The organism is Bradyrhizobium sp. LjRoot220 (assembly GCF_964252915.1).
In the GTDB taxonomy this organism is placed as follows: domain Bacteria; phylum Pseudomonadota; class Alphaproteobacteria; order Rhizobiales; family Xanthobacteraceae; genus Bradyrhizobium.
This window is the reverse complement of record NZ_CAXUPS020000010.1, coordinates 184,491-210,360: the sequence shown is the minus strand read 5'-3', so window position 1 is coordinate 210,360 and position 25,870 is coordinate 184,491. Positions and strand designations below refer to the sequence as shown.

Annotated in this window: 24 protein-coding genes and 2 pseudogenes; 10 read left to right on the top strand and 16 right to left on the bottom strand. The window is 62.7% G+C overall.

Annotated elements, in window-relative coordinates:
• Positions 1-24 precede the first annotated feature (24 nt).
• Complete coding sequence (locus tag ACSQ84_RS31305; protein ID WP_436215627.1) at positions 25-375, bottom strand: hypothetical protein; 351 nt, start codon at positions 373-375, stop codon at positions 25-27.
• A 199-nt stretch (positions 376-574) separates the two neighbouring features.
• Between ACSQ84_RS31305 and ACSQ84_RS31300 the strand changes: the two genes are divergently transcribed.
• The gene (locus ACSQ84_RS31300) at positions 575-793 is read left to right on the top strand and encodes a hypothetical protein (protein WP_436215585.1); all 219 of its coding nucleotides are present in this window, start codon (positions 575-577) and stop codon (positions 791-793) included.
• 168 nt (positions 794-961) lie between these two features.
• Here ACSQ84_RS31300 and ACSQ84_RS31295 read toward each other — a convergent pair whose 3' ends face one another.
• Complete coding sequence (locus tag ACSQ84_RS31295; protein WP_436215584.1) at positions 962-1,126, bottom strand: hypothetical protein; 165 nt, start codon at positions 1,124-1,126, stop codon at positions 962-964.
• A gap of 88 nt (positions 1,127-1,214) precedes the next feature.
• Positions 1,215-1,868, bottom strand: coding sequence for a glutathione S-transferase family protein (locus ACSQ84_RS31290; RefSeq protein WP_436215583.1), 654 nt, complete (start codon positions 1,866-1,868; stop codon positions 1,215-1,217).
• Between the two features lie 204 nt (positions 1,869-2,072).
• Here ACSQ84_RS31290 and ACSQ84_RS31285 point away from each other — a divergent pair, with 204 nt between their 5' ends.
• On the top strand, positions 2,073-3,296 hold the full coding sequence (locus tag ACSQ84_RS31285) for a polyhydroxyalkanoate depolymerase (protein WP_436215582.1): 1,224 nt from the start codon (positions 2,073-2,075) through the stop codon (positions 3,294-3,296).
• A 241-nt stretch (positions 3,297-3,537) separates the two neighbouring features.
• On the opposite strand, the pseudogene ACSQ84_RS31280 reads toward ACSQ84_RS31285, so the two are convergent.
• A pseudogene (locus ACSQ84_RS31280) lies at positions 3,538-4,485 on the bottom strand (alpha/beta hydrolase); the annotation flags it as partial.
• An 85-nt stretch (positions 4,486-4,570) separates the two neighbouring features.
• A complete protein-coding gene (locus ACSQ84_RS31275) occupies positions 4,571-5,020 on the bottom strand; it encodes an ester cyclase (protein WP_436215581.1) in 450 nt (149 codons plus the stop codon).
• Between the two features lie 335 nt (positions 5,021-5,355).
• On the opposite strand from ACSQ84_RS31275, the gene ACSQ84_RS31270 reads away from it, so the two are divergent.
• The 3 genes from ACSQ84_RS31270 to ACSQ84_RS31260 all read left to right on the top strand — a co-directional run bounded on the left by ACSQ84_RS31270 (position 5,356) and on the right by ACSQ84_RS31260 (position 8,538).
• Complete coding sequence (locus tag ACSQ84_RS31270; protein ID WP_436215580.1) at positions 5,356-5,988, top strand: LysE family translocator; 633 nt, start codon at positions 5,356-5,358, stop codon at positions 5,986-5,988.
• 261 nt (positions 5,989-6,249) lie between these two features.
• Positions 6,250-7,542: a M20/M25/M40 family metallo-hydrolase gene (locus tag ACSQ84_RS31265; protein ID WP_436215579.1), complete on the top strand. Its 1,293-nt coding sequence runs from the start codon at positions 6,250-6,252 to the stop codon at positions 7,540-7,542.
• Between the two features lie 201 nt (positions 7,543-7,743).
• Entirely contained in the window at positions 7,744-8,538 is a 795-nt protein-coding gene (locus tag ACSQ84_RS31260; protein WP_436215578.1) for a substrate-binding domain-containing protein, read from the top strand.
• Positions 8,539-8,753: 215 nt separating this feature from the next.
• Here the strand turns inward: ACSQ84_RS31260 and ACSQ84_RS31255 are convergent, their stop codons facing one another.
• From ACSQ84_RS31255 to ACSQ84_RS31245, 3 genes are all read right to left on the bottom strand, one after another.
• Positions 8,754-10,493, bottom strand: coding sequence for a protein kinase domain-containing protein (locus tag ACSQ84_RS31255; RefSeq protein ID WP_436215577.1), 1,740 nt, complete (start codon positions 10,491-10,493; stop codon positions 8,754-8,756).
• 125 nt (positions 10,494-10,618) lie between these two features.
• Complete coding sequence (locus tag ACSQ84_RS31250) at positions 10,619-11,431, bottom strand: formate/nitrite transporter family protein (RefSeq protein ID WP_436215576.1); 813 nt, start codon at positions 11,429-11,431, stop codon at positions 10,619-10,621.
• Positions 11,432-11,989: 558 nt separating this feature from the next.
• The gene (locus ACSQ84_RS31245; RefSeq protein ID WP_436215575.1) at positions 11,990-12,787 is read right to left on the bottom strand and encodes a transporter substrate-binding domain-containing protein; all 798 of its coding nucleotides are present in this window, start codon (positions 12,785-12,787) and stop codon (positions 11,990-11,992) included.
• A gap of 61 nt (positions 12,788-12,848) precedes the next feature.
• On the opposite strand from ACSQ84_RS31245, the pseudogene ACSQ84_RS31240 reads away from it, so the two are divergent.
• Positions 12,849-13,826 (top strand): annotated as a pseudogene (locus tag ACSQ84_RS31240) (GMC family oxidoreductase); the annotation flags it as partial.
• Between the two features lie 66 nt (positions 13,827-13,892).
• On the top strand, positions 13,893-14,555 hold the full coding sequence (locus ACSQ84_RS31235; protein WP_436215626.1) for a GMC family oxidoreductase: 663 nt from the start codon (positions 13,893-13,895) through the stop codon (positions 14,553-14,555).
• Between the two features lie 19 nt (positions 14,556-14,574).
• Here the strand turns inward: ACSQ84_RS31235 and ACSQ84_RS31230 are convergent, their stop codons facing one another.
• Entirely contained in the window at positions 14,575-15,753 is a 1,179-nt protein-coding gene (locus ACSQ84_RS31230; protein WP_436215574.1) for an MFS transporter, read from the bottom strand.
• Positions 15,754-15,847: 94 nt separating this feature from the next.
• Here ACSQ84_RS31230 and ACSQ84_RS31225 point away from each other — a divergent pair, with 94 nt between their 5' ends.
• The 3 genes from ACSQ84_RS31225 (at position 15,848) to ACSQ84_RS31215 (ending at position 19,500) form a co-directional block, all read left to right on the top strand.
• A complete protein-coding gene (locus ACSQ84_RS31225; RefSeq protein WP_436215573.1) occupies positions 15,848-16,648 on the top strand; it encodes an AraC family transcriptional regulator in 801 nt (266 codons plus the stop codon).
• Between the two features lie 192 nt (positions 16,649-16,840).
• Positions 16,841-18,193, top strand: coding sequence for a malonyl-CoA decarboxylase (locus ACSQ84_RS31220; protein WP_436215572.1), 1,353 nt, complete (start codon positions 16,841-16,843; stop codon positions 18,191-18,193).
• Between the two features lie 56 nt (positions 18,194-18,249).
• Positions 18,250-19,500, top strand: coding sequence for a DUF418 domain-containing protein (locus ACSQ84_RS31215; protein ID WP_436215571.1), 1,251 nt, complete (start codon positions 18,250-18,252; stop codon positions 19,498-19,500).
• 2 nt (positions 19,501-19,502) lie between these two features.
• Here ACSQ84_RS31215 and serA read toward each other — a convergent pair whose 3' ends face one another.
• The 7 genes from serA to ACSQ84_RS31180 all read right to left on the bottom strand — a co-directional run bounded on the left by serA (position 19,503) and on the right by ACSQ84_RS31180 (position 25,628).
• Positions 19,503-20,768, bottom strand: a complete 1,266-nt coding sequence (gene serA, locus ACSQ84_RS31210; RefSeq protein WP_436215570.1) for a phosphoglycerate dehydrogenase — start codon at positions 20,766-20,768, stop codon at positions 19,503-19,505.
• Positions 20,769-20,972: 204 nt separating this feature from the next.
• Positions 20,973-21,236 (bottom strand): DUF3297 family protein, encoded by a 264-nt coding sequence (locus ACSQ84_RS31205; RefSeq protein WP_436215569.1) that lies wholly within the window; start codon positions 21,234-21,236, stop codon positions 20,973-20,975.
• Complete coding sequence (locus ACSQ84_RS31200; protein WP_436215568.1) at positions 21,233-21,709, bottom strand: glutathione peroxidase; 477 nt, start codon at positions 21,707-21,709, stop codon at positions 21,233-21,235. Before ACSQ84_RS31200 ends, ACSQ84_RS31205 begins: the two co-directional genes overlap by 4 nt.
• Before the next feature lie 75 nt (positions 21,710-21,784).
• The gene (locus ACSQ84_RS31195; RefSeq protein ID WP_436215567.1) at positions 21,785-23,185 is read right to left on the bottom strand and encodes an amidase family protein; all 1,401 of its coding nucleotides are present in this window, start codon (positions 23,183-23,185) and stop codon (positions 21,785-21,787) included.
• A gap of 70 nt (positions 23,186-23,255) precedes the next feature.
• Positions 23,256-23,822: a c-type cytochrome gene (locus ACSQ84_RS31190; RefSeq protein ID WP_436215566.1), complete on the bottom strand. Its 567-nt coding sequence runs from the start codon at positions 23,820-23,822 to the stop codon at positions 23,256-23,258.
• A 138-nt stretch (positions 23,823-23,960) separates the two neighbouring features.
• Positions 23,961-25,241: a PQQ-dependent sugar dehydrogenase gene (locus ACSQ84_RS31185; protein ID WP_436215565.1), complete on the bottom strand. Its 1,281-nt coding sequence runs from the start codon at positions 25,239-25,241 to the stop codon at positions 23,961-23,963.
• A 129-nt stretch (positions 25,242-25,370) separates the two neighbouring features.
• The gene (locus ACSQ84_RS31180; protein ID WP_436215564.1) at positions 25,371-25,628 is read right to left on the bottom strand and encodes a DUF6894 family protein; all 258 of its coding nucleotides are present in this window, start codon (positions 25,626-25,628) and stop codon (positions 25,371-25,373) included.
• Between the last annotated feature and the right edge of the window lie 242 nt (positions 25,629-25,870).

The following is a 25,870-nucleotide window of genomic DNA, read 5'->3' as shown; positions in this document are numbered from 1 at the left end:
TGCGCTTCGCCCGGAATGACGGCGTTACTTCGCAGCCGGCGCCGCATCCTTTGCCGCCGGCGCGTCGGCTTTCTTCTTCAATTCCTCCGCCGTCTTCTTCTGCAGATCGTCCACGAACTTCTGCAGCGCAATGAAGCTTCCCTTCAGGGCCTCGATCTGCCGGTTGGCGGCATCGAGCTTCTGCTGGTGGTCCTGTGTCATCTTGTTGATGGTCTTTTGCAGGAAGTCGACATTGCTCTGCAGACAGGAGGTGCGCCGCTCCATGGTCTTTTCGACGGTGCAGATTTCAATGCCGGGAACATCCTGCGCGTAGCTCGGGTACGGCATCAGCAGTACGACTGCGGCGGCAGTGGTTTTTGCAATCCGGGAAATCATACGATCCTCACTCAATCATCGTTCCATCGCGCAACAGACAAGTCGATCACATCAAATTGCGCGTATCAGGCCGCAGGCTGCAGCGATACCACACTGATACCGCATTCAGGCGCTGAGATTCCCGCTTATTGGTGGATGGACTTTGGCCGGGGAACCCAAACGTAAAGGTTTGCACGCCCCGGAAGTGGAGATTGAGCCTATGGCAACGCGCGAGAGACGGCTGGCACAATTCGATGGCAACGGGGAACCGCCGCCGGACCGGCCGATAGAGGTGCTTTGCGAAGATCATAGCGGCACGTATCAGTTGCCGTTCGCCTGCCGATGGATCGAGGGGCAATGGCGCAATGAGCGGACCGGCGGCGCGGTCGAGGCGACCGTGGTCGGCTGGCGGCTGCCGCGGGTTAGCAGTCAGGTTTGACAGGCATTTTCCGGGCGAAGCGACTTATTGCTCGCGACTTTCTAGGTTCCTAGCGCCTCGCAGGCGCAGCCGGGAGCACGGCGCCTTGTGCCGGATTGCGACGGGATCGGACGTCGCCTGAGCGATCCCTTAAGTTTTGGAACGCGGACGGAACGAACCGCGCCCGAATCACGGGTTTGGCGCCGTACTCCCTTGTTCACGGCTAGATGTCGGCTGAAAGGTCAGGCGGCGCACCACATGCAGCACGGCCATGATCGGCCACATCCAGCGCCCGACGACAAAGGTTAATTCCTCCGGAGATGACATGGCGTCACCGCCGCTGATAGCCAGCATCAACGACGCACAGCCTTGATGGCATCGCTTTAAGCAAATCCGACCCGATGCTTGAGCCCGTCTAACGGGCACAGCGCGCTCGCGCTGCCTAATATTCGACCTCGAGCTCTTCGATGTCGGCGGGCTCGGCCTTGGCGGCTTCGATCCACTCCTGCATCTCCGGCATCGCCATGATGGTCTTGGCATAGGCGGCAAGCGTCGGCTCGAGCTTCACGTCATAGGTCATGAAGCGGGTCACGACCGGGGCATACATGGCATCGGCCATAGTGCGCTCGCCGAACAGGTACGGCCCGCCGGACTGAGCCAGGCACTCGCGCCAGATGGTGCAGACGCGGTCGATATCGGCCTGCGCGCGCGACCAGATCTTGAAGCCCGGGAAGTGTCCCTTCAGATTGACCGGCAGCGAGGCCCGCAGCGTCGTGAAGCCGGAGTGGATTTCGCCGCAGATCGAACGGCAATGCGCCCGCTGCACCCGGTCGGCCGGCAACAGGCCGGCATCCGGCATCACCTCGTTGAGGTATTCACCGATCGCCAGCGTATCCCAGACGGTGGCGCCGTCGTGCCGCAGGCACGGCACCAGGATCGACGACGACAGCAGCAGGATTTCAGCCCGCGCCGACGCATCGTCGGGTGCGGTCACGACCTCCTCGAACGGAAGACCCGAGAATTTCGTCAGCAGCCAGCCGCGCAGCGACCACGACGAATAATTCTTGCTGCTGATGGTCAGTGTCGTTTTCGCCATATGGCCTCTTCCCCTGCCGCCGCCTGAACATCCTCCGCGCGACGAAACGGACGGTCGCGTTGCAGCGTCACCGCCCATTGCCTCTACGTCGGGCATTTTACGCAGCAAGCGACGTGCCAGTTTATCACATGCCTGTTTACGAGGCTATTTGACTCCTTTCTGGCTTCGATATTGCATGGCAGCATGGGACAGGGGCGGATGTAAATGAAATCAATGATGTACCAAGCCTACCAGAACCACATGGACCTGACGGCGCCATGGCGGACGGGGGCCTCGGCCGCGCTCGGATATCTCAACCTCGTGCCGCAAGGTGGGTCCGACAAGATGTTCGGGCGGCTGGCGGCGGCGCTCGAACTGATCTCGCGCACCTCGCTGACCTACACCCGGCCGGCCTACGGCATCGACAAGGTGATGGTCGGCAACCAGGAATTGGAGGTGACCGAGGAGGTCGCCTTTGCCACGCCGTTCGGCTCGCTGCTGCGCTTCAAGAAGGAGCATGCGCCGGAGCAGCCGAAACTGCTGCTGGTGGCGCCGATGTCCGGCCATTTTGCGACGCTGCTGCGCGGCACCGTCAAGACGCTGCTGCAGGACCACGACGTCTACATCACCGACTGGCACAACCCGCGCGACATTCCGCTCAATGCCGGCCGCTTCGGCCTAGAGGACTACACCGACCATTTGATCAGCTTCCTCGACAAGATGGGCCCGCGCTCGCACATGGTGGCGATCTGCCAGCCATCGGTGTCAGCACTGGCGGCGGCGGCCGTCATGTGCGAGCAAAATCACCCGGCGCGGCCGGCGACGCTGACGCTGATGGCGGGGCCGATCGACACCCGCATCCAGCCGACCAAGGTCAACGATTTCGCCAAGAGCAAGCCGATCAAATGGTTCGAGGAGAATTTGATCAACTACGTGCCGCTGCAATGCAAGGGCGCGTTCCGGCAGGTGTATCCCGGCTTCGTGCAGCTCACCGCGTTCGTCTCGATGAATCTCGAGCGCCACATCAAGCAGCACATCGACCTCGCGCAGCATCTGGCCAAGGGCGAGAAGGACAAGGCCGACATCATCAAGACGTTCTACGACGAATATTTCGCGGTGATGGACCTGCCGGCGGAATTTTACATCGAGACCGTGCGCGACGTGTTTCAGGAGCATCTGCTGCCGCTTGGCAGACTGACGCACCGCGGCAAGCCGGTGAACCCGGCCGCGATCAAGCGCATGGGCCTGATGACGGTCGAAGGCGAAAAGGACGACATCTGCTCGATCGGCCAGACGCTGGCCGCGCAAGACCTCTGCACCGGCGTGCGCGCCTATCGCCGCGTCCACCACATGCAGGCCGGCGTCGGCCATTACGGCGTGTTCTCGGGCAAACGCTGGAACAACGAGATCTATCCGCTGCTGCGGGATTTCGTGCATGTGAATTCGTGAGGGGGGAGATCGTTCGCTGTGCGTCGTAGCGAGCCTCGCGTAAATTTCCGCGTCGTCCCTGCGAACGCAGGGACCCATAACCACCAGCGATAATTGCTTTTGCGCGCAGGTCGTTATCTTCTTTTTTCAACAACAGGGGCCGCGGCGTCGCGATGAGCGCAATGCGCTCACGCTGGGGTCCCGGCGTTCGCCGGGACGACGTGGATGAATGTGTGTTCGCATTCTCGCGACGCGGGTTGGCCTACGCGGGCAGGTGAACCCGCATCAGCTCCGAAGCTGCCTTGGTAGCTCCGCAGAGGCTTCGGCCGAGCAGATGGCGGTGAAGAAATTCGATCTCGTCGGCAACCACGGCCTCATGGGCCGGCCCGTCGTAAATGTCGAAATGATCGACGCCTGGATAGATTCGGAGCTCGCCTTTCGGGGCTTGCCGCGCGGCCTCGATGGCAGGTCCGGGCCTGGCCACCTGATCGTCCGCAGCGACGCAAACCAGCCAGGGGCAGTGCAGCGAGGCGGCATGCCGGATCGGATTGTAGGGAGGACCCAGCAGCCAGGACGCCGAGACTCGATTGCGCCACCGGGATTCCTCACCGATTGCGACCACGCGACGCCAACCGACCTCGGCGCCGGGCGCGCTGATCAACGCCGCCTCATCGGGCTGACCAACGGCAGCCAGATAACCGCCCTCCATGGCCGCAGCCTTCATTTGCTCCAGAACGTGCCGAGGCTTGGCGTAGGTCTGGGAATCCCTGTCGAGAAATGGCACCTGGCTGATCACCGCGGCCACCTTGGGGTCTTCCGCCGCCGCGGCGAGCGCGTTGCCTCCGCCCAGCGAAGAACCAAACGTCGCCACGCGCCCGGCATCGATATCGGGTAGCGAACGCGCCAGCGCGATGGCCGCGCGCCAGTCTTCCAACTGAAGCGAAGGCTCGAAAAAATCCGGCTCGCCCGTGCTGTCGCCAAACCCCCGATAGTCGAAAACCAGCGCCGCGATGCCGGCGGCGGCAAACCGTTCGGCGAACGCGCCAAGACGGTCCCGGCGCGTGCCGGTCAAGCCGTGCGCCATGACGATAACAGGCCTCGCTCCCTTGTCCGCCGCCGCGGGATAAAACCACGCAGCGCAGGTGTCCTGGCCGGAGGCGAAGGTTAATTCCATTCGGATCATACTCATTGAAATTCTCCTCCTTGTTGATGATACGGCCCGCGGCTACCAGGCAGCGAACCGAACCGGGGAATGATCCCGGTTCGATCCGTTTCGAGAGAGGCCATCAACCCGATCAGGCCGCGCGCAAAATGTTGAGCTGCTGCAACGCAGTCACGCCGTCGTCCAGGCCGATCTCTTCGGCGATCTTGCCGTTGTCGACGCGGAGCACGGTCGTTCCGGTGAAGCGCATTCTCCGGCCCGAGGCCGCCGGCAATGATCCGATGATGAAATCATCGAAAGCAGGCCCGCTATGCGTGCCGCCACCTTCCCAGCGGCCGACGACGTAATCGCCTTCCGCGATCAAGTCCGCCGCGCCCCAGAAGTTCAAATCCGGAAACGCATTGCGGAATCCGATCATGAATTGCTTCACGTCACTGCGACCGCGGCGCGGCGCATGCAGCGAATACTGCAACAGCATGTCAGGCGCAGCCAGCTCGTCGACGATGTCGGGGTTCCAGGGATTGCCCCAGAACTCCTTGAACCAGCGGCCGACAACCGCCTTGTTTTTCGCTTGCTTCGACATTTGCAACTCCTTCCATTGTGTGCCCCACAATTCGCCGCGCGGCATCGTCCCTCTCACCTAAGGCACGAGCGATGTTCCAACCACCCGTTTCCCGACGCGGAAACTCTTGCGTTGATCGCGCCTGTTCACGGCTCAAGTCGTTGGCGCGGGCTGGCGTCCTACTGTGAAGGAAGCGGGCCAGAGGGCTGGCGAAATGCACAGGATACGCGTATGGGCTGTGCATAGGCCACGACCTCACTGCCAATAGACCGGACCCCGCCACCGTCGTAGCCATCGTCCGCCAGCAACATCCGACACGTGTCGCTTGTACGCACTACGCAACTGGATTTCGCACCATGACCTTGACGACCTACTTGCTGTACCTGGCCGCCGTTGCCGTGCTGGTGCTGTCACCCGGCCCGACCATGCTGATGTGCATGACGACGGCGCTGAACGACAGCAAGTCAGGCGCGCTGGCGGCTGCGGGCGGCAGCATCACCGCGGTCCTCGGCGTCATGACGCTTTCAGCGCTGGGCCTCGGTGCGTTGCTGGCGGCGTCGGAGCTGGCCTTCACCGTGGTCAAGGTGATCGGGGCTTTCTATCTGATCTGGCTTGGCGTCAAGACGTTCTGCGACAACGCTGAAGCTGTCGATATCGAGCGGGCCGCAACGGACACCGGCAGGCGTTTGCGCGCGCACTACGTCAGAGGCCTCCTGGTCGGATCCAGCAATCCCAAGGCCATCCTGTTCTTTACCGCGTTCTTCCCGCAGTTCCTGAACCCGGTCGAGCCGCTGGTCCACCAATACGCCATCCTCGCCCTCACGTTCATCGCCTGCGAGTTCAGCGTGCTGGCGATGTGCGCCTTCGGCGTCTCGGCGATCGCTCCCGTTCTGCGCTCCAGATGGCACATGCGCTGGATCAACAAGATGACCGGAGGCCTGTTCGCGACGATGGGCGGCCTGTTGTTGTTCAGCCGCCGTCACGCCTGAGCAACTGCTACCGCGCGCGATGCTACCTGCGGAACAGCGCCAAGGACTGCGCCTTCAAGTAGTCGCCCGCCGCAGAGACGGCGGGTTAAAGGGAACCCGCCCTACGCGAGTTGGCATGATGCAAGTGTTTGGTTGTTCAACAAACTTCGCTACATCTCGCCGGAGCATTTGAAGCTAGCGCATGGTTCGGCTTACCATTGATCGGTCGGGTGTAGTTCCCGTTTGAGTACATCGATCATCAGCCCCCTTCGAAAGTCCCCCATGCCTGGCCCTGCCCCCTTCCCGCTGCGTTTCCCCCTCGCCTTCCTCACCGCCTGCGCCCTGGCCTTCACGTCCGCACCCTCGCGAGCTGCGCCCGTCGCCAATGTCCAAGAGCAAGCGCAGCAGGAAAAGGCGCCGCTGCTCGACACGCTGCGCGATCTCGTCAACATCGAATCCGGCAGCAAGGATTCCGAGGGCCTGGCCCGGCTGGCGGCGTTGATCGGCGAACGCCTGACCAAGCTCGGCGGCAAGGTCGCGATCGTCGAGCCGGCCGACATCTACCGGATGGACGACACGCCGGAAAAGCCGGGCGCCATGGTGCATGCCGAGTTCAAGGGCACCGGGACCAAAAAGATCATGCTGATCGCCCACATGGACACCGTCTATTTGCGCGGAATGCTGAAAGACCAGCCGTTCCGCATCGACGGCGAGCGCGCCTACGGGCTGGCAATCCTCGACGACAAGCAGGGCATTGCGCTGATCCTGCACGCGGTGGCGATGCTGCTGAAACTGAATTTCAAGGATTACGGCACACTGACCGTGCTGATCAACGGCGACGAGGAGATCAGCTCGCCAGGTTCGCGCAGCACCATCAGCCGCATGGCGGGCGAGCACGACGCCGTGTTCTCCTACGAAGGCGGCGGAATGGATGGCAATTTGCGCCTTGCCACCAGCGGGATCGGCGCGGCGTACCTGACGGTGGACGGCAAGGCCTCGCACGCCGGCAGCGCGCCGGACAAGGGCGTCAACGCACTGTACGAGCTGTCGCACCAGCTGCTGCAACTGAGCGACCTGTCGCGCCGCGAACACGGCCTCTCCCTGAACTGGACAGTCGCGCAGGCCGGCACCAACCGCAACGTGATCCCGGCGCAAGCCACCGCGCAAGGCGACGCACGGGCGCTGAAAGTATCCGACTTCGCCGAACTGGAAGCCACGCTGCAGCAGCGCGTCAAGACGCAGCGGATTGCCGACGCCAAGGTGCAGCTCCGGTTCGAGGCGCGCCGCCCGCCGCTGGAAGCCACAGTCGCCTCGCGTCAGCTGGCCGCCCACGGCGCCGCCATCTACGGGGAATTGGGATTGCCGTTGAAGGTGCTCGACGTCGCCACCGGCGGCGGTACCGACGCCGCCTTCGCGGCGCTGAAGACCAAGGCCGCCGTGATCGAGGGGTTTGGTCTTAGCGGCTTTGGGGCCCACTCCAACGACGCCGAGTACGTCAAGCTGGAGACCATCGTGCCGCGGCTTTATTTGTCGGCGCGCATGATCATGGATGTGTCGCAGGACAAGGTGAAATAAGGTGCTGCGATGGTTGCATGACGGGAACCGTCCCCTCGCGCACGGGTTCCCAAAATAAAAGGCCGCTGAGTGATGTCAGCGGCCTCGCTTGAATTTGTAAGTATGAAATCCTGCTCCGACAGTTCGATAGCGCAAAACCGGCCTATTGTGGATTCCGGGCAAATACGGTGATCTGCCAGGCACGCCCCGGGAGGATCGATCATGAGACCCGTACCAACGACTTTGCGCGCACTCGCACTCGGCTTCGTTACCGCCCTCGCGCTTTCAGGTGCAGCCTCTGCCGCCGAAGTGCGGGTGATGATCTCGGGCGGATTGGCCGCCGCGCATAAAGCGCTGGTGCCTGAATTCGAGCGCTTAACCGGCCACAAGGTGCTGACCGCCTACGGTCCGTCGATGGGCACGACGGCCAACGCAATCCCGGTACGGCTGGAACGCGGCGAGGCCGCCGACGTGCTGATCATGGTCGGCTATGCGCTCGACGATCTCGCCAGCAAGGGCAAGGTGATCGCTGACAGCCGCGTCGATCTGGTCAAATCGCCGATCGGCGTTGCCGTGAAATCGGGTGCACCGAAGCCGGACATCTCCAACGCGGATGCGCTGAAGCGCGCGCTGCTGGCGGTGAAAACCGTCGCCTATTCCGACAGCGCCAGCGGCGTTTATGTCTCGACCGAGATGTTCGACAAACTCGGCATCAAGGACGCCATGAAGGACAAGGCCAGGAAAATCCCGGCAACCCCGGTCGGCGAAATCGTGGCGCGCGGCGATGCCGAGATCGGCTTTCAGCAGATCAGCGAGCTGCGGCCGGTCGAAGGCATCGACATCGTCGGTCCCCTGCCGGATGAATTGCAGAAGATCACGGTGTTCTCGGCCGGGATCGCCACCGGCTCGAAAGAGCCCGACGCCGGCAGGGCGCTGATCCAATTCCTCGCCTCGCCCGCGGCGCGGCCGGAGATCGTCAAGAGCGGGATGGATCCGATCGTGGGGGCGACGAATTAGGCGGAATGGCCTTGTAGGCTCGTCCGCGGACTTACTTCACCTCTCCCGCTTGCGGGGGAGGTCGGATCGCATCGACAGATGCGATCCGGGTGGGGGCTCTATCCACACGAAGAGTGTCGCTCGCGGAGAAACCCCCACCCCAGCCGTCCCCCGCAAGCGGGAGAGGGAGTTCAGCTCCCTCGTGGAAGCAATTCGACCTAATCTCTCTACGCCCCTCACCGATGCATCCCGTGCTGCATCGCCAGCAGCACGATCACCGCAAGCGCGAGCACGACCGTGGTGCTCTTCCAGAACAATAGCGGATTGCGCTCGATCAGCGGCGTCGAGGAGGTGCTGAGATAATTCGAATTCGGATGCCGCAGATCATGCAGGAATTCCGACAGGCTGTCGTATCGCTTGTAGGGGTTCGGATGCACCGCCCGCTCCAGCGTGCCGTCGACCCAAACCGGAACCTCGCGGTCGCGGTGCGAGGCCGGGCTGTAGACCAGCTTGTTGAACTGCGAACGGGTTCGGGCTTTCGCCGCCGCGGCGCCATAGGGCAGCTTTCCCGTCAGCATGTGATAGGTGATGACGCCGAGCGAGAACAGATCGGAGCGCGACGAGACCGGCTCGCCCAAAAAATATTCCGGCGCGGTGTACTGCGCGGTGCCGAGGATGTCGTTGCGGTTGCCTGACGGCGCGGCTTCCATGACGCCGGTGATCTTGGTCGATCCGAAATCGATGATCTTCACGGTGCCGGTGCGGTCGATCATGATGTTGTCGGGCCGAAGGTCCTGATGCAGCATCTCCTTGCGGTGGAACGCGCGCAGGCCCCTGGCGATCTGTTCGACAATGCCGCGCACCGTCTCCAGCGTCGGCCTCGGGTTGTCGATCATCCATTGCGTCAGCGTCTGGCCGTCGATGTACTCGGTCACGACATAGAGGAAGTTGCGCTTGCGTGACGGCAGGCACGGTTTCAGCACATGCGGACTGTCGATCCGCCGCGCCACCCACTCCTCCATCATGAACCGTTTCAGATATTCCGGATCGTCGCGCAGGTCGATCGACGGTATCTTGAGGGTGACGACGTCCTCGGTCTCGATATCGACCGCGAGGTAGATGTGGCTGCGGCTGCTGCCGTGCAATTCGCGGACGATCCGGTATCCATCGAAAACCTGCCGCGCTTCCAGCAGCGGCGGCAGCGGCAGTTCACGCGGCTGCCCGAACACTTCGCTGGCACCACTTTCGGGTAGTTCGTCGACGCGAACGATCTGGACCGTGAGATTGTCCTTGCTGCCGAGTTCAAAGGCCAGTTCAGCCACGGCCTTCGCCGCCTGGTCGAGATCGGCGGCGTTGTCCCGGATCGTCCTGGCGATATGGCGGTCGCCGACATGCTCGTAGATGCCGTCGGTCACCAGCACGAAGGTGTCGCCCTTCTCGATCCGGGACATCATGTAGTCGATTTCGATCTGCGGATTTACCCCGAGCGCGCGGCCGAGGTAGGACTGCTCCGACGAGATGACGACGCGATGGTCGTTGGTCAATTGCTCCAGCGAGTTGCCGGAAAGGCGATAGATCCGGCTGTCGCCGACATGAAACAGATGCGCCGTGGTCGACTTGAAGACGATGGCGCTCAGCGTGCAGACGTAGCCGCGATCCCGGTCGTAGGAATACTGGCTTCTTTTGGTTTGCGAGTGCAGCCAGGAGTTGGTCGCCTCCAGCACGCGCTGGGCTGATGTTCGCACCGACCAGGATTCCGAAGTGCAGTAATAGTCCGTCAGGAATCCCTTGACCGCGGACTCGGCTGCGATCCTGCTGACATTGCTGCTCGAGATGCCGTCCGCGAGCACGACGGCGATGCCCTTGAGGCTCAATAGCGGCTCGGCCGGAATCAGAACGCCGTGAAAATCCTGATTGGTCTCCTTGCGACCTTTGTCAGAATATTGCCCGACCGATATTTTCAGTTCTCGCGGCATCTCACCCGTCAAGGAAATGGGGTCTCAACTCTTGGAGTTGAGACCCATAGCACGTCGAAGACGCGCGTGAACGCGCTGACGGCACGTCGAAGACGCGCGTGAACGCGCTGATGAGACCGATGCGGTCAACCCACGGCGCGCTTCGGCGCTGTCTTGACGTGGGTGGCGTACAGCGTCAGGCCGGTGAAGGCGAGACCGCCGACGAGGTTGCCGACCACGGTCGGGATCTCGTTCCAGAAAATATAGTCCCACCAGGTGAACTTGCCGCCGAGCAGGAGGCCCGATGGGAACAGGAACATGTTCACGATCGAGTGCTCGAAGGTCATGTAGAAGAACAGCATGATCGGCATCCACATCGCGATCACCTTGCCGCTGACGTGGGTGGAGATCATCGCACCGACGACGCCGGCCGAGACCATCCAGTTGCAGAGCATGCCGCGAACGAAGAGCGTCAGCATGCCGCCCGCACCATGGTCCGCGTAACCGACGGTGCGGCTTTCGCCGATGGTGCCGATGACCTGGCCGACCTTGTCGGGGGGTGACGTGAAGCCGAAGGTGAAGACGATCGCCATCATCACGGCGACCGTGAAGGCGCCGGCAAAATTGCCGACGAACACCAGGCTCCAGTTGCGCAGGACGCCGCCGATGGTCACGCCCGGACGCTTGTCGATCAGCGCCAGCGGACACAGCACGAACACGCCGGTCAGAAGGTCGAAGCCGAACAGATAGAGCATGCAGAAGCCGACCGGAAACAGCGCCGCGCCGACGATCGGCACGCCGGTCTGCACGTTGATGCTGACCGCAAAGGCGGCCGCGAGCGCGAGAATGGCGCCGGCCATATAGGCGCGGATGATGGTGTCGCGCGTCGACATGAAGATTTTGGCTTCTCCGGCATCGACCATCTTGGTCACGAATTCCGAAGGCACGAGATAGGCCATTGCAGTTCCCCTTATTCGCAAAAATCAAATGACGCCCGGCAGTGGCCTGCGCCGATGTAAAGAGAGGGCCGTCCTCGCGCACGCATGCCGCAACCAACAGCAGAAGCAAAAATGCTTCTGTTGGGCGCCGCGGGTCACACGCTCACGCTTGATCCGAGACAGAGATGTTTGTGGAGTGGTCCCGATGACTGCTCCAGGCGCCTCACGGAGGTCGCCTGATCCCTGCGCCTTGGCCAACACTGGCTTTGGCAATCCGTAGGACGGCAGTCGTCATTGACTGAGAAGTATTTAAGCAATCGATGTGCCAACTGGGCACGGGGGTGAAAAGGACGAAAACCCGGTGATTTTACAGGCTTAATCGCGCCGGATTACATCCAGGGACATGGATGTCATGCCTTGTATTTGTGCAGTTGCACAGATGTAGCGCATGCCGCGAAACGGCTCACCACGCCACGAACAGGCTGACTCGCGGAGGCACCCCCACCCCGCCCTCCCCCGCAAGCGCGGGAGAGGGAGCGCAGCGTCATCGTGGATGCTATCGATCCAACCTCCAATCGCTCACCTGGTCTGCGTTCTGATCTGCCAGTCTTTCAGGCCGTTATGGTCATAGGCCTTGCGCCGCGTGCCGTTCGCGATCGCCTCGGTCAGGAACTTCGCCGCAAACGCGTGCGCCAAGGGATGATTGGGCGGCACTGCGACCGCGGTCACCGTCTGCTTGAAGGTTTCGTCGAGCACGCGCGTGCCTGGAATCTTCCTGGCCATCGCGTTGAGTTGTTCGCGCGACAACGCGAATGCATCGATCTCGCCATTCCTGAGCAGGCCGGCGATTTCATCATAAGTCTGATAGCCGGTGACCTTGGCGTTCTTCAGATGCGCAATCGCGCCGCGCATGGTGGTCGTGTTGTTGACGGCGGCGATCTTGATGCCGGGCTGATCGAGGGTCGCAAAGTTCGTGACGGTCGAGCCCGGCCTGACGATGTAAGTGGCGTCGGCGACCTCGTAGATCGGCCCGAACGACATCTTGCCCTCGCGCTCGGGATCCTTCGGCAGGAAGGTGACGTCCCAGGTGCCTTTAGAGGCGGCGTCGACGACCTGGCCGGAATTGTTGTGCGCGACATATTCGACGAGAACGCCGAGCTGCGCTGCCATCGCCTTGCCGAGATCGACCGGCACGCCGGCATAGCCGGATTCGGTCTTGGTCGACCAGAACGCACCGCCCGCCGGGCTGATCGCAATCGCCACCCGCAGCTTGCCGGTCGGCGCGATTTCATCTTTCAGGGCATCGGCATTGGCCGGCATGGCTATCACCACGGCTCCAAGGATGAGGCCGGCGAAAATCGGCAATTGATGCGACATCGGCTTCCTCCACGCCGGATCTTCGTCCGGTCAGTTCTGGAAGTTTGTTATTAGCGCAGGGATGATCGGGCGTACAGCGATCCGCCTATCCAGACCGTGCGTCGCCCACTATGCTCTGCGGCAAAAGCAGATCGGGAGCGAAAACGTCTTGATGAGCAAATCCGGCTTTGATGCGGAGTTCGATGTCGTCGTGGTAGGCGGCGGTTCCGCCGGTTGCGTGCTGTCGGCACGGCTGACGGAGAATCCAAAAGTGTCGCTTTGCGTCATCGAGGCCGGCGGACGCGATCGCAATCCCTGGATTCACATTCCGATGGGTTTCGGCAAACTGGTTCCGAACCCGAAGATGAATTGGGGTTACGAAACCGAACCCGAACCGGGTCTTGGCGGCCGCACCATAATCTGGCCGCGCGGCAAGGTTTTGGGCGGCTCCGGCTCCATCAACGGCCTCGTCTTCCTGCGCGGCGCACCCAGCGACTATGACGAATGGCAGCGCCTCGGCGCGCGCGGCTGAGGCTACAGCGACGTACTGCCCTATTTCAAGCGGATGGAGCACTGCGTCGAGGGCGCCGATGCGTGGCGCGGCACCGGCGGCCCGATGACGGTGTCGAACATAAAACGCCCTTCCACGGCAGCGAGGGCATTCGTAGAGGCCTGCGAACGCCTGCAATATCCCCGCAACCCTGATTTCAACGGCGAGCGCATTGACGGCGTCGGGTTCGCACCGCTCAACGTCCACAATGGCCGACGCCGCTCTACGGCGGTCGGATATCTCAAGCCGAACCTCAGCCGCAAAAATCTCGAGCTGATGACCAGGACTCGCGTCCGCCGTATCCTGTTCGACGGAAACCGCGCCAGCGGCGTCGAGATCGAGCGCGATGGACAGATCCAGCGCATCGGCGCGCGCCGCGAGCTCATCGTTTCCGGCGGCGCGATCAATTCGCCGGTACTGTTGCTCGCCTCGGGCATTGGCCCGGCCACAGAACTGGCAAATCTTGGTATCGACGTGAAATGCGATCTTCCCGGCGTCGGCAAGAATCTGCAGGACCATTATCAGTCGAGTTTCACATTCAAGACCAACGCGACCGACACCTTGAACGAGGCCGTGATGAGCCCGGCCAAGTCGGTGAAACTCGCGCTCGAATGGCTGCTCAGGGGATCGGGACAGCTCTCCGTCGGCGCCACCGAAGCGACGCTGTTTGCGAAATCGGACCCCTCCGAGCCGGTGCCTGACATCCAGTACCAGTGCCTCAATTTTTCGACCGACGGGTTCAAGAGCGGCCTGCATCGCTGGCCGGGATTTACCTTCATCTTCAGCGTCTGCCGGCCCAAAAGCCGCGGTGAAATAACGTTGCGCGACCCGGAGGGGCGAACGCCACCGCGCATCCGCGCCAACTACCTGACCGATCCCGACGATATGCGCATCATGCTGGCGGGCTTTCGCATTGCCCGGCAAATCGTCGCCACCGAACCTTTCCGGTCGCTGGTGATCGAACAGATCAGGCCCGGTCCGGAGGTCACCAGCGACGAACAGGCCGCCGATTATATCAGGAACATCGGCTCGACCGTCTATCATCCCTGCGGCACCTGCCGGATGGGTGAAGATGACGGGGCCGTCGTCGATAGCCAGCTCCGCGTCCGCGGCATCGACGGTCTGCGGGTCGTCGACGCGTCCGTCATGCCGGCGATGCCCTCGCCGAACATTCACCCGGCGACGATCATGGTCGCAGAGAAGAGCTCCGATATCATCGCCAAGTCCCTGACGAACTGACGCTGGCGAAACCCGGCGATCAATTCGCTTGTGCTGCCGGCACCTTGATTTCCTGCGGCAGGATGATGGCGGCGACGATCACCAGCAGGCACAGCGCACCGAAGGTCTGCAGCATGGTGACAAAGCCGCCCTGCTCGTACAGCCACGCCACCAGTCCGACGGAGGCACCCGCGGCGGTGAAGCCGATGAAGTACCGCACCGAGTAAGCGCGCGAACGCCATTCATCGGTGGTGTATTTGCCGACCATGGCGTCGTTGACCGTGACCTGGCCGAACGCGCCCATCACGATGCCGATCGAGGCGATGATCAGCGGCAGGTTCGACAGCGTCGCCGCGAAGTACAAAAACGGCGCCAGCAGGAACGACAGCGGCAGCATCACGGTTTTCAGTGAATAATGGTCGATCAGCTTGCCGACGGTGTACTGCGTCATCGCGCCGAACACATAGACGCCGGCCGCGATCACGCCGAGCAGCGCCGGGCTCGCAGTCAAGTCGGCGAGCCGCTCCGCGAACAGCTTTGGCAGCGCCACGGTGACGGCGTTGAAGGTGGTCGAGATCGCGATAACGACGATCAACAGCGCCAGAATCACCCGCCACATGTCCTGTTTCGCGATACGCGCTTGCGCTGCCGCCTGCCTGCTTCCGGTTCGGTCCTCGTGCACGACCAGCATGGCGAAGGCCACGCCGATCAGCATGGTGACGACGCCGGGCACGATGAAGGACCAGCGCCAGCCGAGATATTGCCCGATCACGCCGGTGACCAGCGCCGACGACGCCACGCCGAGATTTCCCCAGACGCCGTTCAGCCCCATCTCGCGGCCGAGCTTGTCGGCATAGGACACGATCATGGCCGTGCCGACCGGATGATAGATCGAGGCGAACAGGCCGATCGAGAGCAGCACCGCGCCGAGCTGGAGCGGGGTCCGCACCAAGCCGACCGCGATCATCGAGGCGCCGATGCCGGCAAAGAAGATCACCATCATGTGGCGGCGGCTCCAGCGGTCGCCGAGCCAGCCTGTGATCAGCGATCCGGCGCCGAAGGCGACGAAGCCCGGGGTGGCGTAAGGCAACAGTTCCGAATAGGCCATGCCGAACGCCGGGCCCATGATGATGACGGCGGCGGCGAAGATCAGCATCGCGTAATGGTCGATGAAATGGGCGGCGTTGACGAAGCCGATCACCCGGCTGGGGCTGTTCATGGTCTGGTCCAGTCGCTGGCGTTTCTTGACGGGGTCGAATCCCCGCAACATTCCAAAATAGGTTATACGGAGTTGTCCTGACGGGATGTCGCCAATGAATATCGCCGAAAAGCCAATCGCCGCCATTATCGGGCGCCGCATCTCGACCGGCGACGGCATCCACATGATCGCCAACGGCTACAGAAAGGGCGTACGGCTCGACACCCATATGCACCGCGAGGCGCAGCTGGTTTACGCCGCCCGGGGCACCATGCAGGTCACCACCCCAAAAGGCCGCTGGCTGGTGCCGCCGGACCGCGCGGTCTGGGTGCCGGCGCGGCTGGCGCATGCCATCGACGTGCTCGCGGACATCGAAATGCGCACCCTGTATTTCGACCTCGACTGGCTGGCGCGCGAGCAGCGCAGCCAGAGCCTGCAGGTGGAATTCGTAGTGCGGGTATCGCCGCTGTTGCACCAGGCGATCCTGGCGCTGTTCGACGACCACACCACGCCCGAGCGCACCACGCTATTGGTGAAACTCGCGATGCTGGAGCTGCACCAGGCCGAGGATTCCGCCACCTTCATCCCGCTGCCGCATGAACCGCGCTGCCGGCGCGCCGCTGACATCGTGCTGTCGGATCCGACCGGCGCCCACGAGATCGAGACGCTGGCGCGCGAGGTCGGCACCTCGGCGCGGACGCTGTCGCGGCTGTTCTCGGCGGAGACGCAGCTGAGCTTCAAGAGCTGGTGCCAGCGCGCCCGCGTTGCGGCTGCGATCGAAAAACTGTCGACCGATACTAATGTCTCGGTCAAGCAGCTGGCCTCGGACCTCGGCTATGCCAGCGTCCCGGCGTTTTCCCATGCCTTCCGGCAGGTTACGGGCAAGACGCCGACCGAGTTTGCCGACAGGACGTGAGGCCACGACATTGCCGTCATTACCCGCGAAAGCGGGTAATCTAGTATTCCGCGAGGCCCTGTGATTCACCGGGAAGCCGCGGCGTACGGGAGGCCCCGCATGCGCGGGGCATGAGAGGAATGCGCTTGAATATGATCGGCCGTGCCTTAAATCCCATATAAGGTTCGGCATCACCTCGGAATCGACCCACCCATGGCCAACGCCTTCTTCTCCGACCTGCTTTCGACGATTTCCGAACGCGGCCGCACCCTGCTTCGGCGCGGCGGGTCCTCGGACACCAAAGAAGATGCCTCCGAACTGCTTGAACTGTGCGAGGCGCTGCTGTCGGGCCGCGGCGAGGCTTCGGGCACCGCGATGGCCCGCGAGGTGCTCGACCGTTACCACGATCTCGACATGGCCGGCCGGACGGCGTTCTTCGTGGCGCTTGCCCGCGACTACGGGCCGGACCGCGAACGGCTTTCGCGCGCGATCGAGCGCTGGCGCACGCAGCCGAGCGACGCCGACGCCAGCGACCTTCATTTCGCATCCGAGCCGCGGCGCCAGGAACTGGTGCGCCGGCTCAACCGCGCGCCGGGCGGCACCAGCGACCTGGTAGCGATGCGCGCCGACCTGCTTTCCCTGATGAAGGGCAACAAGGATCTGGCAGCGCTCGACCGCGACGTGGTGCATTTGCTGTCTTCTTGGTTCAACAGGGGATTTCTCGTGCTGCGCAGGATTGACTGGTCGACGCCAGCAAACATTCTGGAACAGATCATCCGTTATGAGGCAGTGCATGAAATCCACGACTGGAACGATCTGCGCCGCCGCATCGATCCGGTCGACCGCCGCTGCTACGCCTTCTTCCATCCGCAGCTGACCGACGAGCCGCTGATCTTCGTCGAGGTCGCGCTGACCGAGACGATCCCGACCGCGATTGCGCCGCTGCTCGCCGCCGAACGCCAGCCGGTCGCGATCGACCGCGCCCGCACCGCCGTGTTCTATTCGATTTCGAACACGCAAAAAGGGCTAGGCGGCATCTCGTTCGGCAGCTTCCTGATCAAGCAGGTGGTCGAGGAATTGCGGCGCGAATTGCCAAAGCTCGATACCTTCGTGACACTGTCGCCGGTGCCGGGCTTCATGCAATGGCTGAAGGAAGCCGATGATGTCCCGCTGTCCGACGACGAGCGAACGCTGCTCGAGCAGCTCAACAAGCCCGACTGGTTCGAAAATGCAGAGGCCACTACGCAACTGCGCACGATACTCGAACCGCTGGCGGCGTATTATTTCCTGAAAGCCCGCACCTCAAAAGGCCGGCTGATCGACTCGGTCGCCCGCTTCCATATCGGCAACGGCGCGCGGCTGGAGCGGATCGACTGGCTCGGCGATCTCTCGCCCAAGGGCCTGCGCGAGTCCGCCGGCATCATGGTCAATTATTTGTACCGGCTCGACGACATCGAAAAAAACCACGAGGCCTACGCCAACCAGGGCGAAATCGCCGCCTCCAGCGCGGTGAAGAAACTGCTAAAGACCGAAGGGCGGCGGCTACTCGATATGCGGCTGTCGTAGAGGCCGCTATCGTTCTCCGTCATTGCGAGCCACCGGGTCGCGCGAATGCGCGCCCGATGACAGGCTCCACGAAGGAATCCATGGGGCCGCAAAGCAAGGATGGATTGCTTCTTCGCTTCGCTCCTCGCAATGACGTTGGGGCGTCAACCCGTCACCTTACCCCGATCGACCCACTGCAGCGGATCGACACCATCGACGTGTTGCGGGGCATCGCGCTGTTCGGCGTGATGGCGATCAACGTCGTGACTATATTTCGCGTCTCGATCTTTGAGCGGTTTGTCCCCCACAGGCCCACGGCATCGCCGATCGACAGCGCTGTCGAAACGATCTTGATGCTGGCCGTCGATCTGAAGGCGCTCGCGCTATTTTCGCTGCTGTTCGGTGCAGGCCTTGCCATCCAGTTCGAGCGGCTGTCAAAGAGCCCACGCCGCACCTCGCTGCTTGTGCGCCGACTCGCCGTGTTGCTGGCGTTCGGACTCATTCACCTTTGCCTGATCTGGAACGGCGATATCCTCACCGAGTATGCCCTCGGTGGCCTGATCATCCTGCCGTTCCTGTTCGGCCCGCGCTGGCTGCTGGCTGTCGCCGCGCTGGCGTCTGTCGGATTGTACCTTGCGATGCAGGCCTTTCCTCCGCCGGGATTATGGCCCAGCACGGCCGCGATGAGAGAGAATGTCGCGCAGGCGGATCGCATCTATGCCACTGGCGGTTTCCTCGACGTACTGGCGTTCCGGCTCCGCGAGCTCGCTCTTTTTGTCCCCCTGCACGCCTTCATCTTTGCCCGCACGATCGGGTTGTTTCTTCTCGGCGCGCTGGCCTGGCGCACCGGCATTCTGCGAAACCCGCCTCTCCATCTGCTCTTCTCGATCGCCATCGCCTGTATCAGCCTCGGCGCAGCATTGATCTTTGCTCATGCCGCAGGCTTAGCCCCGCGTGGCCGGATCGGCGCGCTGGCAGAACCTCTCGGCACTATCCTGCTGGCATTGGGTTACGGGGCGGGCATCATCGGCATCGCCAGTCTCAAGAGCGGAAAGAAGCTGCTGGGCTGGGCCGCGCCGCTGGGGCGGATGGCTTTTACCAACTACCTCGCACAATCCCTGATCTTCGGCTGGATCTTCTACGGCTATGGCCTTGGGTTGTTCGGCAAACTCGGCGTAACCAGCGCGTTCGCCATCGGCATCGCGGTTTACGCCGCGCAGGTCCTGTTTAGTGCATGGTGGCTTCGCCGTTACCACTACGGACCGGTTGAATGGCTGTGGCGCACGCTGATGTATGGCGCGGCGCAGCCGATGCGGCAGACGGCGTAGCGTCAGATCTTGTACTCGTACAGCAACCGGGCGCGAATGGTGCCCTCCAGCGCGCGAATATCCGCGAGCACACGCTGGCCATCGGCGGCGGAGGCGTCGGCGTCGAGTACGACATAGCCGACGTCGTGGTCGGTCTCGTAATATTGCGCGGCGATGTTGACGGCGTGGCGCGCCAGCACTTCGTTCAGGCGGCCGAGCATGCCCGGCAGATTGCGCTGCACCTGGATGAACCGCGTGCCGGACGGTCGCGGCGGCAGCTGGACCTGCGGGAAATTGACCGCGCCCATGGTCGAGCCGGAATCGCTGTAGTCGACCAGCTTGCGCGCCACTTCGGCGCCGATGCGCTCCTGCGCCTCTTCGGTCGAACCGCCGATATGCGGCGTCAGGATAACATTTTCCAGCCCCTGCAGCGGGGAGACAAAGCGGTCCGCGTTCGAGCGCGGCTCGACCGGAAAGACGTCGACCGCGGCGCCGCGCAGCCTGCCTTCGCGCAGCGCGTCGGCCAGTTCCTCGAGGTCGACGACCGTGCCGCGGCTGTTGTTGATGAAATAGGCGCCACGCTTGATCGCCCTGATTTCCTCGCGTCCGATCATCCCGTTCGTGGCCGGCGTTTCCGGCACATGCAACGACACCACGTCGCTTTGCGCGAGCAGCTCATGCAAGCTCCCGACCGGCTCGGTGTTGCCGTGGCGAAGCCGGTCCGTGTGATCGTAGTAGATGACCTTCATGCCCAGCGCTTCGGCGAGATTGGAGAGCTGCGAGCCGATATTGCCGTAGCCGATGATGCCGAGCGTCTTGCCCCTCACCTCATAGCTGTCGTCGGCGGTTTTCTCCCAGCGGCCCTGATGGGCCGCGTTGGAACGCGAGACGATCCGGCGCAGCAGGATGACGATCTCGCCGATCACCAGTTCCGCCACGCTTCGGGTGTTGGAAAACGGCGCGTTGAACACCGGAATTCCGCTGCGGCGCGCGGCCTCGATATCCACCTGGTTGGTGCCGACGCTGAAGCATCCGATCGCGATCAGCCGGTCCGCGGCTTCCAGAACCTCCGGCGTGATCTGCGTGCGGGAACGGATGCCGAGCAGATGCACGCCCTTGATGGCTTCCTTGAGCGCATCGCCCTCAAGCGCCTTGGACAGGCGCGTCATGTTGGAATAGCCGGCAGCCTCGATCAGCTGCACGGCGCTGTCGTTGACGCCTTCGAGGAGCAAGACCCGGATCTTGTCCTTGGCGAGCGAGAGCTGGGGAAGAGCTAGTTTGCTGGTCACGATCGCTGCGTCCTCTGGAGCTAGATGATCACTAAGCTGGCGGTGCGAAAATTCAGACATCGACGATGCGGACGAACATGTGGATGGCTTTCTTAAGTCACCGTCATTGCGAGCGCAGCGAAGCAATCCATTTCGCCGCACAAAGAATGAATGGATTGCTTCGTCGCAAGGGCTCCTCGCAATGACGAACTGCGCACGATCGCCTCAGGACGACGCCTTATCCCTAAAATACGGCTCGACCGGCCCATGCACCTTGATCGTCAGCGGATTGCCGAAGCGATCCTTGGCATTCCCTGCGGTGACGCGGATCCAGCCTTCGCTGATGCAGTATTCCTCGACATTGGTTTTCTCGGCGCCCTTGAAGCGGATGCCGACGTCGCGCGCCAGCAGCTCTTCGTTGTAATAGGGGCTGCTCGGATTGGTCGACAGGCGGTCCGGGAACACGTCAGTTTCGATTTTCTCGTTCATAGCAGTGCCTCGATTTCTCTTCTCAGTGCTTCGGGTGTCACGGTCGGTGCATGGCGCCCCACCACCTTGCCCGCACGGTCGACCACGAATTTGGTGAAATTCCATTTGATCGACGAACCCAGCAGACCCATCTTCTCGCGCCTCAGATAGTCCCACAGCGGGTGGGCCTTGCTGCCGTTGACGTCGATCTTGGCGAACATCGGAAACGTCACGTGGAATTTGGTTTCACAGAACGCCTCGATTTGTTTTGAATCACCCGGCTCCTGCGCGCCGAACTGGTTGCAGGGAAAACCGAGCACCGCAAAGCCGCGCGGCGACAGATCGCGATGCAAGGCTTCCAGCCCCTTGTATTGCGGCGTGAATCCGCAGGCGCTGGCGGTGTTGACGATCAGCAGCACCTGGCCCTCGAACCGCCTCAGCGGGACTTCATCACCCGCCAGCGACTGCGCCGTGAAATCATAGATGGCTGACATCAAGTTCTTTCGGTCTCTTTGTTTGACGCGTTTTCTTCACGCGAACCGGTCTCCACTTCGCTCGAAAACGCCGTACTAAGAAGCCGGATCGATCGCCGCCGACGGCGTTCCGCCGGCCTCGATCGCCTCGCCCGCGGCGAGGCAGAGATCCTCACGGTAACGGCCGGAGACCAGCTGCACGCCGACCGGGATTCGCCCGACCAGCCCCGTCGAGACCGTTAACCCGGGCAGCCCCATGAAGGGAATGGCAATCTGCGGTAATTGGGCGTGCCAGACCCTCGCAAAAGACGCCTCGTCCTTGCGGTCGAGGTGATCGGGGAACGGCAATTCGCCGGACACCGGCATCAGCAGCACCGGGTATTTTTCGAAGAACGCCAGCCATTCACGGGTCAGCGTCGCGCGCCGCGTCAGCGCCTTTGAGAAGGCCGCGGCGTCGAACGGAAAGACTTTTGTCCGGTTGCCGCGCAGACAGGCCAGCGCGCCGGGATCGCCCTCGCGCTCGGCGGCCTCCAGTTGGGCCTCATAGCCATCGCCGAGCCAAAGCTTGGTCTGCAGATCGGCGGGCTCGCGCAGCGGCGGCGTGTTGGTGATTTCCTCGACGATCCAGCCCGCGCGCTCCAGCCGCTTGCCGGCATCGGCGACGGCAGCCTTCACTTCAGGCACGGGATCGAGTCCGTCCGGATTGAGGCACATCGCGGCGCGCTTGGGCATCTTTGGACCTTCCAGCGGCGCCGGCACCCACCAGGGGTCGCGATAATCTCGGCCCGACATCGCCGCCAACGCGATCCGGATATCGCCGATGGTCCGCGCCAGGGGTCCGGATACCGCGCTGATCTGGGGACCGATAGTGCGCTCGGGGAGTGCGGCGTTGAACGCCGGAATCCGGCCAATCGTCGGCCGCAGGCCATGGACGCCGCAGGCATAGGCCGGGTAGCGGATCGAGCCGGCGATATCGGTGCCGTGCGCGATATGCCCGATGCCGGCGGCGACCGCGGCGCCCGCGCCGCCCGAGGAGCCGCCCGGCGTGATGCCGGGATCGCGGGGATTCTTGGTGTCGCCATGCACCAGATTGGTGGTGAACCAGCGATAGGAGAAGGCCGGGCAGTTGGTGCGCCCCAAAATCACGGCGCCGGCCTTATAGAGATTGTCGACCACAGGGCTGTTGGTCGCAGCGATCGCCTCGCGCTGCAGCTTCAGGCCATTGGTGGTGGCAAAGCCCTGCTGGTCGATATTGACCTTCACCGTGACCGGAACGCCGCCCAGCGGGCCGACATCCTCGCCCCGCCCGATCGCCGCATCGATGGCCGAGGCCTGCGCCAGCACTTCCTCCGGCTTGTGGTCGACCACGGCATTGATTTTTGGGTTGACCGCATCCAGCCGCGCCAACGCCGACGTGGCCGCCTCCGTCGCCGAGACCTTCTTTGTCTTGATGAGCGAGGCCAACTCTTGGGCCGACAGGCGCCAGATTTCTTGCATGGGGAACTCCGTTTGACCGCCTTGTAGCGCCGCACGAACGGCAACGCCAGCGGGGCCGTGAGGGGCGGTTTTAGCGCACGCGGGCTATAAAATAAGCGAGATCGGCGATCTGCTCGGACGTGACCGGGCCCATCACGTCGGCCATGCTGCCGTCATAGCCGTGGCGGGTATTGCTCTTGTATTCACCGAGCGTCTTGGCGAGGTAATCCTCGCGCTGGCTGGCGATCCGCGGCACGTTTTCCTTGCCGGAATAATCGGGGTTATGACAGTTGTTGCAGCGATGCTGCTGCCCCAGCGCCTGGCCGCGCTGCATCCGCGCGGGATCACCGGCATCCGCGGGCGGCGCCGGCTTCGGCATCCTGGCGATGAAATCGGAGAAGGTTCGAAGATCGTCATCGGTCAACGCCTTCGTCATCTCGTTCATCGGCTCGAAGACGCGCAGCTTCTCGCGAAACATGAAGAGCTGGATCAGCGTGTAAGGCGCCAGCTGCGCGCCGAGCGAGGGCGTGTTTTCGGTTTCGGACTGCCCGCGCTCGCCGTGACAGGCGAGGCACGGCGCGATGCGATTCTGGAAGGTCTCGGCCGATGCCGCCGGCACGATCAGGGCGAGCGCCAGCACGGCTATTGTTTTACGCATCGGCATTCCCAGGAATGGCTGTCGTTCCGGGGCGATGCAAAGCATCGAACCCGGAATCTCGAGATTCCGGGTCTGGTGCTCACGCACCATCCCGGAATGACTAAACTAGGTTCGTCGCTTGCTTCGCGCGCCAATCACCTACTGCGCAGCTACCTTCTGCTTGCCGTAGGTGATGCGGTAGACAGCGCCGTTGTAGTCGTCGGAGACCAGCAGCGAGCCATCCTTCAGCGGCAGCACATCGACCGGGCGACCGATGTATTTGTTCTCCTCGACGAACCCGGTGATGAACGGCTCCATCGATTTGACGCTGCCATCCTTGTTCAGCTTGACCACCATGACGTCACCGCCGACCTTCCTGGTCCGGTTCCACGAACCGTGGCGGGCGACGAAGATCGCGTTCTTGTAGGCCTTGGGGAACATGTTGCCGGTGTAGAACCGCATGCCGAGGGCGGCGGAATGCGGGCCCAGCAGGGCGACCGGCGCGGTGTACTCGCTGCAGGATTTTCCCCAGCCGAATTCCGGATCGACGATATTGCCCTGCAGGCAATAGGGCGCGCCGAAATGCTCGCCGACCTTGGTGACGCGATTGAGTTCATCCTCGGGCACGTCCTCTGACATCCAGTCGCGGCCGTTGTCGGTGAAATAGAGCTGCTTGGTTTCCGGGTGCCAGTCGAATCCCACCGTCTGGCGCACGCCGCGCGCGAGCACTTCGGCGCCGGAGCCGTCGAGATTCATGCGCCTGATCTGGCCGTGGGCATTGGAATGCAGCACGTTGTTGCCGGGCTGCCCGACCGGAACGTACAGCTTGTTGTCCGGGCCGATGCCGATGAACTTCCAGCCGTGGGATTCGTCCTTTGGCAGATCGTCGTAGATCACGGTCGGCTTCGGCGGACTGTCGAGATTGTCCTCGATCTTGTCGATCCTCGAAATCTTCGACAGTTCGGCGATGTAGAGCGTGCCGTTCTTGAACGCGACGCCATTCGGACGGTAGAGGCCGGAGGCGATCACCTTCACCGAGCGTTTGCCGTCCTTGTTGACGACGGCATAGACCTTGTCGATCAGGCGGGTGCCGGCAAACACCGTGCCCTTCTCGCCTTCGATCAGCGAGCGCGCGTTGGCCATGCCGGCAGCGTAGACCTCGATGTTGAAGCCGGCCGGCACCTTCAGTTTGGCGGTCGGTAATTTGTCAGGTGCAGCGGGGATCGGCGGCGGCGCGATCGGTGCGAGCTTGGCGGCGGCCTCGTTGTCGGCGGGCCGGCCCATCAACGGCGATCCTGGGGGAAGCGGCGTGGCTGCGGCTGGCGGCGCACCGGCGGCCGGCGGCGTGGCGGGCTGCTGGGCCGCCGCGTTCAACGTCAATGCACCGAAAAAAACACCGGCCAGCAACAGGCTGCGCGGCGCCGACGGATAGCTCTTCATGGCGTTCTCCCTGGCGGAAGCCTTATCCTCGCGCGAGCAAGCATGTCGGCGCCGGTGGCTTTCCCGGGCGGCAGTCTCAATATTTCCGAAGATGCGCAATCGGAAAACAGGATTGGCCTCTGACCACCGTCAATGCTTGGTAATGGAGCGATCCGGCGTGTCGAGAACGGCCTCCGTGAACGGAAACTCCAGCACGATCTCGCCCTCGTCGTCGGTGACTTCGATGGTCGCACTCAGCAGCGCGCCGTCGGCGCCTTCGGTCTTGAGCAGTTCCCGGATCATGGCGCGTGCCATTTCCCAGGCACGGTCGGGATCCCGCAGCACTTCGCCATCGGGATCGGAAATCAGCTCATCGCCGATACGGGTGTTGAAAAAATAGCGTGGCATCGGCGGTAACCCTACTCCGTTGCAGCCCCGCTGCCGGAGGCCAACCTATTCTCACAAGTTCTTTATCTGAAGCCGGCAACGCTCCTAAACCGAAAATCAGCATTCGCGGCGTTGCGATCAACCCGGAAAGGCTTGATCCCACGCCGTTTTGAACGCGGCCTCCGCACAAAAAAGTGAGTTTGTTTCGCGACGCAACATGAAAGCCGCAGAGCCGCGGCAAAAAAGATTCAATTGGCGAACTT

Bases quoted from the DNA above. Each gene is read 5' to 3' on its own strand.
- ACSQ84_RS31190 (WP_436215566.1), bottom strand. From the start codon at position 23,822: ATGCGTAAAACAATAGCCGTGCTGGCGCTCGCCCTGATCGTGCCGGCG.
- ACSQ84_RS31215 (WP_436215571.1), top strand. From the start codon at position 18,250: ATGACAGGCTCCACGAAGGAATCCATGGGGCCGCAAAGCAAGGATGGA.
- ACSQ84_RS31270 (WP_436215580.1), top strand. From the start codon at position 5,356: ATGACCTTGACGACCTACTTGCTGTACCTGGCCGCCGTTGCCGTGCTG.
- ACSQ84_RS31235 (WP_436215626.1), top strand. From the start codon at position 13,893: ATGAGCCCGGCCAAGTCGGTGAAACTCGCGCTCGAATGGCTGCTCAGG.
- ACSQ84_RS31200 (WP_436215568.1), bottom strand. From the start codon at position 21,709: ATGTCAGCCATCTATGATTTCACGGCGCAGTCGCTGGCGGGTGATGAA.
- ACSQ84_RS31185 (WP_436215565.1), bottom strand. From the start codon at position 25,241: ATGAAGAGCTATCCGTCGGCGCCGCGCAGCCTGTTGCTGGCCGGTGTT.
- ACSQ84_RS31285 (WP_436215582.1), top strand. From the start codon at position 2,073: ATGAAATCAATGATGTACCAAGCCTACCAGAACCACATGGACCTGACG.
- ACSQ84_RS31300 (WP_436215585.1), top strand. From the start codon at position 575: ATGGCAACGCGCGAGAGACGGCTGGCACAATTCGATGGCAACGGGGAA.
- ACSQ84_RS31205 (WP_436215569.1), bottom strand. From the start codon at position 21,236: ATGAACGAGAAAATCGAAACTGACGTGTTCCCGGACCGCCTGTCGACC.
- ACSQ84_RS31245 (WP_436215575.1), bottom strand. From the start codon at position 12,787: ATGTCGCATCAATTGCCGATTTTCGCCGGCCTCATCCTTGGAGCCGTG.
- ACSQ84_RS31295 (WP_436215584.1), bottom strand. From the start codon at position 1,126: ATGCTGGCTATCAGCGGCGGTGACGCCATGTCATCTCCGGAGGAATTA.
- ACSQ84_RS31255 (WP_436215577.1), bottom strand. From the start codon at position 10,493: ATGCCGCGAGAACTGAAAATATCGGTCGGGCAATATTCTGACAAAGGT.
- ACSQ84_RS31305 (WP_436215627.1), bottom strand. From the start codon at position 375: ATGATTTCCCGGATTGCAAAAACCACTGCCGCCGCAGTCGTACTGCTG.
- ACSQ84_RS31220 (WP_436215572.1), top strand. From the start codon at position 16,841: ATGGCCAACGCCTTCTTCTCCGACCTGCTTTCGACGATTTCCGAACGC.
- ACSQ84_RS31180 (WP_436215564.1), bottom strand. From the start codon at position 25,628: ATGCCACGCTATTTTTTCAACACCCGTATCGGCGATGAGCTGATTTCC.
- ACSQ84_RS31290 (WP_436215583.1), bottom strand. From the start codon at position 1,868: ATGGCGAAAACGACACTGACCATCAGCAGCAAGAATTATTCGTCGTGG.
- ACSQ84_RS31265 (WP_436215579.1), top strand. From the start codon at position 6,250: ATGCCTGGCCCTGCCCCCTTCCCGCTGCGTTTCCCCCTCGCCTTCCTC.
- ACSQ84_RS31195 (WP_436215567.1), bottom strand. From the start codon at position 23,185: ATGCAAGAAATCTGGCGCCTGTCGGCCCAAGAGTTGGCCTCGCTCATC.
- ACSQ84_RS31275 (WP_436215581.1), bottom strand. From the start codon at position 5,020: ATGTCGAAGCAAGCGAAAAACAAGGCGGTTGTCGGCCGCTGGTTCAAG.
- ACSQ84_RS31250 (WP_436215576.1), bottom strand. From the start codon at position 11,431: ATGGCCTATCTCGTGCCTTCGGAATTCGTGACCAAGATGGTCGATGCC.
- ACSQ84_RS31230 (WP_436215574.1), bottom strand. From the start codon at position 15,753: ATGAACAGCCCCAGCCGGGTGATCGGCTTCGTCAACGCCGCCCATTTC.
- ACSQ84_RS31260 (WP_436215578.1), top strand. From the start codon at position 7,744: ATGAGACCCGTACCAACGACTTTGCGCGCACTCGCACTCGGCTTCGTT.
- ACSQ84_RS31225 (WP_436215573.1), top strand. From the start codon at position 15,848: ATGAATATCGCCGAAAAGCCAATCGCCGCCATTATCGGGCGCCGCATC.